10 protein-coding genes are annotated in these 10,902 nt (G+C 60.6%); 2 read left to right on the forward strand and 8 right to left on the reverse strand.

The genetic code is table 11. The annotated features are described in order from the left end of the window. Nucleotides 1–109: 109 nt before the first annotated feature. The 4 genes from ACODS4_RS13350 to ACODS4_RS13365 are packed head-to-tail and all read right to left on the reverse strand — an operon-like array spanning nt 110 to nt 1,281. On the reverse strand, nt 110–322 hold the full coding sequence (locus ACODS4_RS13350; RefSeq protein WP_488864356.1) for a hypothetical protein: 213 nt from the start codon (nt 320–322) through the stop codon (nt 110–112). Nucleotides 323–331: 9 nt separating this feature from the next. Further along, the gene (locus ACODS4_RS13355) at nt 332–577 is read right to left on the reverse strand and encodes a DUF4167 domain-containing protein (RefSeq protein ID WP_488864358.1); all 246 of its coding nucleotides are present in this window, start codon (nt 575–577) and stop codon (nt 332–334) included. Between the two features lie 52 nt (nt 578–629). Then, complete coding sequence (locus tag ACODS4_RS13360) at nt 630–923, reverse strand: XRE family transcriptional regulator (protein WP_488864360.1); 294 nt, start codon at nt 921–923, stop codon at nt 630–632. After that, nucleotides 910–1,281 (reverse strand): hypothetical protein, encoded by a 372-nt coding sequence (locus ACODS4_RS13365; protein WP_488864362.1) that lies wholly within the window; start codon nt 1,279–1,281, stop codon nt 910–912. The genes ACODS4_RS13360 and ACODS4_RS13365 overlap by 14 nt, the downstream gene beginning before the upstream one ends. A gap of 603 nt (nt 1,282–1,884) precedes the next feature. Between ACODS4_RS13365 and ACODS4_RS13370 the strand changes: the two genes are divergently transcribed. Both ACODS4_RS13370 and ACODS4_RS13375 read left to right on the forward strand, forming a co-directional pair. Then, entirely contained in the window at nt 1,885–3,192 is a 1,308-nt protein-coding gene (locus tag ACODS4_RS13370) for an IS701 family transposase (RefSeq protein WP_488864364.1), read from the forward strand. Between the two features lie 201 nt (nt 3,193–3,393). After that, nucleotides 3,394–3,963, forward strand: a complete 570-nt coding sequence (locus tag ACODS4_RS13375) for a helix-turn-helix domain-containing protein (RefSeq protein ID WP_488864366.1) — start codon at nt 3,394–3,396, stop codon at nt 3,961–3,963. Between the two features lie 242 nt (nt 3,964–4,205). Here ACODS4_RS13375 and ACODS4_RS13380 read toward each other — a convergent pair whose 3' ends face one another. The 4 genes from ACODS4_RS13380 to ACODS4_RS13395 all read right to left on the reverse strand — a co-directional run. After that, nucleotides 4,206–6,524 carry an nSTAND3 domain-containing NTPase gene (locus ACODS4_RS13380; protein ID WP_488864368.1) on the reverse strand — a complete coding sequence of 773 codons (2,319 nt, stop codon included), beginning with the start codon at nt 6,522–6,524 and terminating at the stop codon, nt 4,206–4,208. Beyond that, nucleotides 6,521–8,545 carry an ATP-dependent nuclease gene (locus tag ACODS4_RS13385; RefSeq protein ID WP_488864370.1) on the reverse strand — a complete coding sequence of 675 codons (2,025 nt, stop codon included), beginning with the start codon at nt 8,543–8,545 and terminating at the stop codon, nt 6,521–6,523. The genes ACODS4_RS13380 and ACODS4_RS13385 overlap by 4 nt, the downstream gene beginning before the upstream one ends. 556 nt (nt 8,546–9,101) lie before the next feature. Next, nucleotides 9,102–10,121 carry an IS110 family RNA-guided transposase gene (locus ACODS4_RS13390; RefSeq protein WP_488864372.1) on the reverse strand — a complete coding sequence of 340 codons (1,020 nt, stop codon included), beginning with the start codon at nt 10,119–10,121 and terminating at the stop codon, nt 9,102–9,104. A gap of 451 nt (nt 10,122–10,572) precedes the next feature. Next, nucleotides 10,573–10,902, reverse strand: a 330-nt coding sequence (locus tag ACODS4_RS13395) for an integrase core domain-containing protein (protein WP_488864374.1), incomplete at its 5' end; no start/stop codon positions are given.

The raw sequence follows: 10,902 nt of genomic DNA on the forward strand, positions 1-10,902 counted from the left end.
TGGATTCCGAGTTCGTCGAGGATATGTCGATACTCCGCCAGTGAAAGAGCCCGCCGATCCTCGGCCATAAGACGCAGAGCGGCAAGCCCGGCGCTGGTAAAGCGCGCCCTCAGCCAATGGCCACCGTTGTCGGGAACTCCATCAGGCCGCGGTCAATCATCCCCTGGATGGTTGCGCCTGGCTTCGGCTTGCCCTTCTCCGGCCCCGTGGCCCAGCGCTTTACCAGGATCCCATCGGCCAAGCGTGGTGGAGCCGAGAAGCGCGCCATAAACTCGTGGCGGATCAGCGCCCGCTCCTTTGTCGTCAAGGTCATCTCGCCCATCGCCGCCCCTCAATCCTGTCCCCGCGAGACGCGGAACCAGTGCCCGGCATACTGCCGACACCGCTCGGCCTCCACCCCATCACCTGCGCGTTCGGCGTCGGCCGCCCGTGTGAGCCATTGGCCCTGCTTCTGCAATGCGGATCCATTGGCCTGGGGTGGCGGCCAGCCTGCGGCTGGGTTTGATTCACTGTACGGCCGTGGCTTGGTAAAATTCGGCTTGGGCGGTCGGCCCCTGTTGGGAAACGGGGGCGCCATTCAGGCTGCGCCGTTCATGGCGATCGGCATCCCCGGCTTCTCTCGGTCCGGATCACGCTTCGGTCGCATCGCAATCCGCCAGTTCATAGTGTATCCTGACTTGCTTCCCGAAAGGCTTCAAAGCCTGATTGATGCGGTTCCAGCTGAACAGGTCCAGTTCGCCCCGCACGAGGGAGGACACGACCGGCTGCTTCCACCCGATCCGTCGACCAAATTCGGCCTGCGACAGGCCCTGGTCGTGCAGCCCCTTGCTCACCACCAGCACGGCCTGGGTCTTGACCGCCAATTCCTCGGCGTCGGCCAAGCCGACCTCCTCGAAGAACCCTTGCACGTCAGCCTTCGACATCGACACGCCTCCTCAGTTCCTCTTCGTACGCCGCCCGGATGTCGTTGCGGTCGCGCAGCGAGAGATTGCGGCCTTCCTTGATGAACAGCACGACGGTGACGCCATCGTTGAACTCGACGACGAACGCCGCAGTGATACCGATGGCCCGGACGCCTCTGCGCACCACCACCTTGGTGCAGGGGAAGCCGAGATCGGACAGATCGCTGAACTCGGCCTCGCCGGTGGAGATGTCAGGCCGGTCCCCGTGAAGCGCAACCGCGACCACGACAGCCTGCAAATCCGTCCGCGACAGAGCGGCGAGTTGGTTGCGGACCAGCCAGGATGCGGGGCGGATGCAAGGTGCGCGGGTATCGTTCATGACGGTAACTATAACAGTAACTGTTATATGGCGCAACCTTTCTCCTGACCGTGGGCGGACCCGCCTTGCTCACCTGCCAAAACTGGAGATGAGATCACCCCACCGCCGACCGGGCAGATGCGGTCCAAAAGAAAGGGGCCGGTCGATGGGGTGCGCATATCAGCGCTCCCTTTCGCGACACCCCTTCACGGGAGAACTCTACCTCGCGTATCGCCGGATGCGCGAAAAATCTGATCGCGTCCGGCATGCCGGCGAGCGGATCACCCAGGGCGGCGGCACGTCGTCGGCACCATACAGTCGGCACTAGGCGCAGGGCATCGACGCCGACCTGCTGGCGGCCGCAGTGGAGATCGAAGAGCCAGCCGGGCCAGTGCTGGCCAGCTGATCGCCGCCGACATGCGGGCGAGGCGGCCATGGCCCTTTGCGCGACACCCTCAAGCGTCCGCTTCTGACCCAGAGCGGCGGACCTCTGATGTTGGTCTATGGTACGCCCATCAAGCCATAGTTTCAGGCAACGGAATTAATCCTACTGTGTCATAAAACTTGGAATGGGGTAACGATTTGTTGTAATAAGGGGATTCATGCTTCGTTCAGAGAGGCGGTATGGATCCCCTTGGCACCGCAAAAGGCATCGAATCACGGTTCGCGGCGTATGTCGAGCGCTTGGCGCCGGCTTTGGGCCACGCTGATCGCGCGGCGCCGTTTCGTGCCTATTGCACTGGATTGATCCTTCCAGGCGACCGCAAGAGCGTCGAGCCGATGGCCGCGCGGGTGGAACCGGGACGTGTCGGCGCCGCCCATCAGTCCTTGCACCATTTTGTCGCCAAGGCGGCCTGGGACGATGCCGCTGTGCTGGCCGGGGTGCGCAATCTGGTTTTGCCGGCGCTGTTGGAACGCGGCCCGGTCCGCGCCTGGATCATCGACGACACTGGCATGCTGAAGAAGGGGCACCATTCCGTTGGTGTGACGCGCCAGTACTGCGGCCAGATCGGCAAGCAGGACAATTGCCAAGTCGCCGTGTCGCTGTCGCTGGCAACCGACCACGCCAGCCTTCCCGTCGCCTTCCGGCTGTACCTACCGGAGACATGGGCCGACGACGCGGAGCGCCGGGCGCGGACCGGCGTCCCGGACGGGGTCCTCTTCCAGACCAAGCCCGCCATCGCGCTGGACCAGATCCGCACGACCATGACGGCGGGGCTGCCGCCGGGCGTGGTCCTGATGGACGCAGGCTACGGCAACGACACCGCCCTGCGCGAAGGCGTGACCGCGCTGGGGCTGACTTACGTCGCCGGAGTCCAGTCCTCGCTGACCGTCTGGCCGCCCGGTGTGGAACCGCGGCCACCCAAGCCGTGGAGCGGCAAGGGGCGGCCGCCGAAGCTCCTGCGCCGCGCCCCTGGACATGAACCGATCTCGGTAAAGGCTCTGGCCGAAGGGTTGGCACCGGAGGCTTGGTGCTCCGTCACCTGGCGCGAAGGCACGAACGCGCCGCTGGCCTCCCGTTTCGCCGCCGTTCGCGTTCACGCCGCGCACCGCGACGAGGAGCGGGCGGAGCGTCGCCCGGAGCAGTGGCTGCTGATCGAATGGCCCGAGGACGAAGAGAAGCCGACCAAGTTCTGGTTGTCCACGCTGTCGGAGACAATGTCGCTCAACGCCTTGGTGGAGACCGCCAAGTTGCGGTGGCGCATCAAACGCGACTACCTCGAACTCAAACAGGAACTCGGTCTCGGCCATTATGAGGGCCGGGGTTGGCGCGGATTCCACCATCACGCGACGCTGTGCATCGCCGCCTACGGTTTCCTGATCAGGGAACGGGCGGCGATTCCCCCCTCAGGACCACCTCGCTCCGGGCGCCTCCAAGCGCCTGACCTTCCCGAAAGCTTCCGACCCCGCGGGGCCGCCGCTGCGCCCTGAGCGCCACGTCCCGACGTCCATCGCAACCCTGCGCATCGCAATCGCCAGAATGCTCGCCAAAACCCTTCAGCGATGTCCATGCTGCCATCAATTGCGCACTTTATGACACAGTAGAATTAAGCACGTTTGAGAAATTTGGATCTTGCATAATATCACAACATCGTGATATCACAATTTTGTGATCGTTCTTGGAGATCGAAAATGCCTTCCCCCACGAAGTCGAGTCCATTGCGTGAAGCCCGGTTAAATAGGGGGCTGAGCCAAAGCGATTTGGCCGCTATGAGCGGCGTAACTCAGTCCGCAGTTGCAATGTATGAGAGCGGAGAACGTAAAATCAGTCTGGAGGCAGGTAACTCTTTAGCAAAGTCGCTTGATATTCATGAAGATGATTTTTCGGCGTTTTACACAAGCATGCTTGATTTCTCAGGGGGGCTTAGCTTGCCATCTCAACGCTTGAAGGTGGTGGTTCAACAGACGCACCTCGATACTCTCGATTTGATGGATGCACTTGGGAATGTGCTAGGTGAGAAAACCCGTGATGAACTTCTGGGTGAAGATTTGAGCGGACTAAGCAATGTGCTTAGGCAAGCGCTTGAAATTCGCCTGAAGAGTGCTGGTGAATCTGATCCAAGGGTCCCATTCTTTCGATATTGGCTCGAGCGAACGGAAGCCGGATGTGTCGATCCAGGGTTCAAGACGCTGAGCGAGATTCAACGAGTTCGCGCGGCGGCGCGAGCTAGGTGGTTTGATTATCTGCAACACGGCAACTAGACAGACCTCATGGTCATGAAGGACGCAGCTTGTCTGCTCTTGGCTGATTGCAGCCTGACTGGTGCTGGGAAGATGCCCATCGAAGCGGACTTTCAGCGATGAACCGCCCGGTGCAGACAAGCCGCTCTATCGCTAACGCGGTCTGGCCGATTGTGCTTTGGCAGGGGTCAGACGTCCGGACGCAGATTGCGAACAGTCACTCAGATAATCGTGCATCAACCAACATTCAGAACCGGTCGATTCTATTTGTCGACGTCGTCGAATATCGAGCGGGTCGCTGGAGGAACAGCTGAGGCGGTTGCGTCCTCCTTCTTCTGCGTCACGATATGAGTCCAATCCGTGTCACTGTCCGTCTCTTCATCGTGCTCCCGCTTACGCCCTTCGATTTCTTCAACCGAGCGCCTGATCTGGTCCCGCGCATCTTCGATCAACGCTGCGGCATCAGCATCGACGCCGAAAGCCTCCACGCGTTCCAAAATATCCAAGAGCTTCTTGAAGTGGCTATCGGGCTCTTCGTCGAGATCTGCGACTGCCGCAATTTCGTCGATGCGCTCCTCGAGCGATGGCAGGACCGTCGTGCGTAACGCCATTCCCATGCCAACGAGGCGCAATGGCGACAACAGAGCGAGCATGTCCTCTTCTTCAAAGAAGGAAAAGTCCAGCGACGAGCGCGCAGCCCTTTCAAGCCTGTCCGCCGCTTCCAGCCGCAGGTCGTTGGGTAACAGAGCAAGACAATTTGCACGGCCATAGGTGGTAAGTTGGGAGTCATTTCCAATTGGCTCAGTCCGCCAGCAAGATCGCCGGAGCAACTCCGGAAATTGCTGGACAGCCTTTGCGAAAACAATCTCGCTAGCGCGGTAGGACAGAAAGTGGAACAAAAGCCAATTGCGGTGCGGCTCGTCTGGCGTACGCTCGAGGCGAGCGACCAATGCATCGTCAAGCACGGCTGGTATAACAAGCGCGTCTCGAATGAGCGGCGATCCCTCGCAGGTGAAACTGCCGAGAATGGTATCGATCGGCGCACCGCGAATCAGCGCGGCCATCATATGCGGCTTCTGCCGCAGGATCTCCGTCAACGCGTCCGAGATCGTTGGGTGTGCGAAGGTCCATCTGGGTCCAGAGAGCTTTAGGAAAGATCCTTTCAGCTCAGCGAAGCAATCCTGGATCTTCGTGATCGAGTAGCCGGTGAGTTCGGCGACCGCCTGCGCCGCGAGTGAATCGTGATCGCCTGGATTGAAGCCGCCCTGATGCACATAAACGAGGATGAGTGCCGCTTGCAGTCGGTCGTCCAGCGCGTTGACCGTACCGATAAGATGTTCGGTCGGCGCCTCCATGAACCGGATGAGCGAATTCTCGCGCGGCGCCAGCCCTTTGGTGAAATTCGGGTCTCCAAGCCGCTCGGCAATGCCGGGAAGAAAGTTCTCAACGGCGGCAACGGCCGCGAGATGGGGCTTCACGCTTGATCGCCAGCTCTGGCTCTGCCCGCCAAAATTAACATGATTATAGAGGATCTGCGCTTTCTCCTCGAAGGACAGGTCGCCGACGTCGACGACGGCGCTGCCGTCAGAAAACTGCGCGAGGTTTCGCTGACCGAGTCGGCGTCGCGCTCCTTCATAGATGTGCTTGCGCGAAGTCAGGAGGAAGCGGTTCCCATGATTGATCGCCGCGCGGAGCTTCGAAAAATCGGAAGCCCAGTCTTGGACGTAGTCCTCGCGCAGCACGTTTGAACCAAATGCATCGTCGATCCAGAAGAAGCGGCCCGGGTCGTTCGGATTCCATCCCGCCTCAAAATCGCGCGGGCTCGTCAGGGCGAGGACGGTATTGTCTGGGTTCTCCGAGGCGATCGTGGAAACGATGGCACCGATCGCCGATTTGCCGCTCGACGGATTGCCGAGGAGGAGCACCACGCCATGGTCCGAGATCGCGTTGACGGCGTCGCGATGGGCCTTGGTTGGGACATAGGTCCGCAACTTTGGAACCCAACTGTCGAGCAGTGCCCGGCTCTGTTCGCTCAACCGTTCATCGACGATCGAGGTGAGATCGCCAAGGCCATACACCTGTGGGACGAGCGCACGCAAACGTGCACTGCTTCTTATCACGCGTACAATATATTGGCGGCCCAGAATATGAGGCTTGCGCACGCCAAGGGCGCGCAGTCGCGCGCGCATCGCGGCGGCGACAGGCGCATCCACGCTCATGTTGGTCATGAACGCGTAGGTATCGGCCTGACCTGCCTTGACCAACTCCTCGACGTTGTCGATCTCGCCGGAGAGGTCGCCTGTCTTCAGCGCTTTTCCCGCCTCCGAGGAGTGCTTGCACTGAACCGTGCCAATCGGCGGCGCTTTCGATCCTGAAGGGATAAGGAATACTGCGTCCTGGCCGCCATCCTGGGCCTCCCGAAAAATTTCAACGGGACGACCCAGCACGACTTCACAGACCTGCGAACACAAGTCCTGAAATGCTCGCCACCCGATCGTATGGAGCGCGAGATCGCTCCATGGGCCATGAGCGCGACGGTCATGCGCAAGCGCGCGTTCACTGGAACCCTCCTCGACTTTCATGCTGCAGCTACCGGCGCGTGCTGCCGGGCTTCCCCCGGAAGATCTTCGTCGCGGAAAAAGCGCCACATCGAACGGATAAGGTTCTTAAGCATCTCGCTCTCGCGACCCTGCTCCTTCGCACGCCGCAGTGTCTCGTAGACCACTTCGGGAATCTTCTGCGTGTCATTGCTGGGGTTCACGCCGAACGGCTCGCAGGCCGCGGCAAGACATGCCGCATGCACCCCCGGTGTGAGGTCCTCCTTCAACCGATGTTCCAACGTCGCACCGAAATGCGCATAGCAATCGCCGACGAAATCGACGATCGGAGCGGCGTCGAACACGTTCTCTGGCATTGCGAGCTTGCTCAGAGCAAGATCTGTTGTCGGCGTTCGTTTGTCTTCGCGCAGATTCTGGTCGCAATCCCACAACAGGAAGGTCGGAATGCCCAACTCCCGATAGATCGCGTAGGGACGATCGAGATTGGCTTTGCCTTCGGCCGAAAGGATCGCGATCCCGGCCGCTTCGAAATTCACGCCGAGCATCCGTGCCGTCGCGGTAAGCGCCGCCTTATCGCTACGACCCTCAACCAGAATGACGCCATTGGCGAAGAAACCTTCGGCTAGTTCGGCGCCGAGAATGTGGAGTCGCGGCATCAAGGTCTGTGCGCTGTATGAGCCGGCGGGCTTATCCCAGCCGCGCTCGAGCTTCTGTGCGACGATATCAAGGTCGAGCGCCTGGAAGCTGCATTGCTTGAACGCGCTGTCAGCGCAGACCGAACGCCGGGTAAGCCGGATTTCGTCCGCCTTGCCCATCGAGATGAACATCGGCGAATGCGACGCGAAAATGATCTGGGTGTGCCCCTGGACACCCGGTAGGGTGCCACTGCTCAGACCGCGCAGCACCTCAGCGAAATGCCGCTGCTTGGTTGGGTGCTGATAGAGTTCGGGCTCTTCGATCGCGAGAATCAGGGTCGGCGCTTGTGCCACTACCGCCGCAGCGTCATGCGCTCCGTCGCCGCCACCCGCGAGGGCATCGTCGGCCTCCGGCACCGCCGTGCGTGCCAGATGCTGGAGCAAAGTGAAGATGAACGCGCGCTGGAGACCGTGCCCTTGCCGATCCACCGGCCCGCCGAACCCGTCATCCTTGAGGAGGACGTCCGCCATTGGCAACGGGACCGGCATTTCTCCGATCTCGCGCCAGTTCAGCGCCACTTCGGCGTCTTGGTACAGGCCGCGTAGGTCGGCGGTGAGGGTGCGCGCCAAAGTACCAAGCTCGGGCATGTTCTCGGCGGAAACCAGCGCCTGGTACGCCTCGGTCATTTGCGCCTTGAAGGTCTGAACATCCGGTCGTTGCAAGATCTGACTGCGCACCAGAAGCTCAAGAAGCTTGCCAATTGCACTCGTCTTGCCGTCCGCGGCATCCGCCGACGCCTCGCGCACGGCCGGAATGAACACGAAACTCGTGTGGCGCTGAAGCTTGCCGCGGCTGTTGTTCTGGAAGCCGAAGAACTGACCATCGTCCGGCAACAGCACTAGTTGAGCAGGATGGTTAGCCTCCCAATCCATTAGTGCTTGGTCGACGGCAGCCGCGCTTCCGACGTTAGGCAATGCCGCATAGAGGGGATTCGTCTCGCGAAGGTTATTGTAGGCGGTACGCTTGGGGCTTGCCGCGGTGTGCGATCGGATCGCTACGAAATCGGGGTTCTGAGGAACCACACCGTGATAACGTCCGCTCGACGTGCCACCGTCGAAAATGCGGGTGACCACCAGCTTGCCGTCGCGAACCCGGTCCTCAAACGATGCAGCCTCTTGATCGCTCAGCTGATGGAAGGTCAGCTCAATCTCAATCGGTTGCCCTTGATCTCGTCCGAAATAATCATCGGCGTCACAACTCTTCGATGTTGAGTAGAACCTCTCAATCGCCTTCAGGATTGACGATTTACCGGCACCGTTGCCCCCGATAAATGCAGTGTGTGCGCCAAAAGCCACTTCGACATCCCGAAGTGATCGAAAGTTTTTGATGCGCGCGCGCTCGAGCTGCATTGGCCCTCCCCAGGATCCTTACTGCTCCATCTCGATCAGTTGGATGCAAGGGCAATTGCAACCATCTGGACCGCCACTGCAAAGTTGAATTGAACAATAAACGCGCATCGGCCGCTGTGCAACCGGCTCTTGAGAGAACGTCAAGCTTTCAGATTCATCTCAGGGTCGCTGCAGATACGACAATGGTGCCTTTTCGCAACAGAACTGTATAGGGTGTATTCTGAGGTGATGTGGTGGACGGCCCTTCCACCTTCTGGGATCGGTGGCAAGCTAATGCCGTCGAAGAAACCATGTGTGGACGGCCCCTCTGGCGCAAGAGGGAAATCCGCGCTGACTGGCCGAAAAGGATGCATCCATGTGTCCGGCCTGTTGTCGCAGCCGCTGGCTGCTGGCCTTGATGAATTCCGCGGATCGGCGCCCAAATCACCTCATCGCGCTCCGTGGCGCTTGGTCCCCGTGGGTTTGGCCGATCCCCGGTCCTGCCGGTTCGTCATCACGTCTCACCACCCTTGCCCCACCCCGCCGAGCCATCCGATGCCGGCGAGGTGGATTCTGTCTACGCCGCGTTCGGCGCTGCGTAGGTCACTCCCCGCGTCATCACCACCCAGGCGATACGCGCGGTTTTGTTGGCCAAAGCCACGGCGGCCAGCTTTGCGGGCTTGCGCTCCAGCAGCTTCGTCGCCCAACTGCGGCTGGCGTTGTCTTTGCGGGCTAACCGCATCACTGCGGTTGCGCCGACGACGAGCAGGCGCCGAAGATAGCCGTCGCCCTGCTTGCTGATGCCGACTTGGCGCTCCTTGCCACCGCTGCTGTGGGCCTTTGGCGTCAGGCCGAGCCATGCGGCGAACTGCCGGCCGGAGCGAAACAACGTGCCGTCCGGCACGGCCGCCGCAATGGCGCTCGCGGTGATCGGTCCGATGCCGGGAATGGTCGCCAAGCGCCGGCTGACGTCGCTGGTCCGATGCCAGGCAAGAATATGTTTCTCCAGCCGTTCGATCTCGGCCTCAAGCTGCCGGAGTTGCTCGACGATGCCGTGCAACGCCAAGCGCGCCAGTTCCGGTAGACGATCTTGCTCCTCATTGAGGGCCTCGGTCACCGCCTTCACGCCGCCAGGCCCCTTGGCCGCAATGATCCCAAACTCTGCAAGGTGCTCACGCAACCCGTTGATCAGCATGGTTCGCTGCCGCACCAGCAAGTCGCGGGTCTTGTGCAGCATCAGCGCGGCCTGCTGGTCCACGGTCTTGATGGTGACGAAGCGCATGGTCGGGCGCGTGACCGCTTCGCAGATCGCCTCGGCATCGGCGGCGTCGGTCTTGCCCCGCTTCACGTACGGTTTGACGTAGGCGGGCGGCATCAGCTTCACCGTGTGCCCCAACGCCGCGATCTCCCGAGCCCAGTGATGTGCCGTGCCACAGGCTTCCATCCCGACCAGGCATGGCGGCACGCTCTGGAAGAACTTCACTACCTCGCCCCGGCGCAATTGCCGACGGACCAGGATCTTTCCATTCGCAGCAATCCCATGGACCTGGAAAACAGTCTTCGCCAAGTCCAGACTGATCGTCACCACCTCTTTCATGGACGGCCTCCCTGAGCTGGTTTCTTCGACGGCATTAGCTTGCCACCGATCCCAGAAGGTGGAAGGGCCGTCCACCACATCACCTCATTCTACCTGTGCATTCTCTGATGCGCGAAAATTTTAGCGCCTGGCTGCGGCGCCGACCGGCGGGCGATTCCGCTCTTCTTCCGCTGCGCGCCAGAAGCGGACAAGTTTGGGTATGTCTGCTACTGGCGCTTTGCGGACGGTCGGAGGCGAACGGTCGGGATGGCCATCCTGCCAGACTGGCACCGAGGGGGCTGGCCAGCCTGATATGCGAAGCTGCGCCGGCTGGCGGGCTGATTGACGAGGGTGGCGTCGGCGGTGCCTCTTTACGACGAAGGAGCTTGGACGGGCCGTGCTCCAAGTTCACGGAATAATGTCCGCCTTGACTGGAGTTGCCCTGGAAAAGTGGAGAGCCTTTTGCTTTGGGCTATGCGGCAGCCTCGAAATCGCATGGGCTTTTGTAGCCAAGCGCCGAATGTCGCCGGACAGGATTATAGAACCCGTCGATGTAGCGTCCAATGGCAATTTCTGCCGCTGATCTGGAAAGGAAAATTGTTCTCCAAATAAGTTCAGTCTTCAGCGTCTTGAACACCGTTTCGACCATGGCGTTGTCGTAGCAATTCCCTTTTCCGCTCATTGATATGACAAAGCCGCCATCTTTCAGTATTTTCAGATAATCAGCAGAGCAATATTGGCTCCCATGATCCGAGTGATGAACAACGTCTTTCGGGGGACGGCGCAAGGCGATGGCTCTTTG

The sequence above is a fragment of the Azospirillum sp. FG154 genome (genome assembly GCF_057809575.1).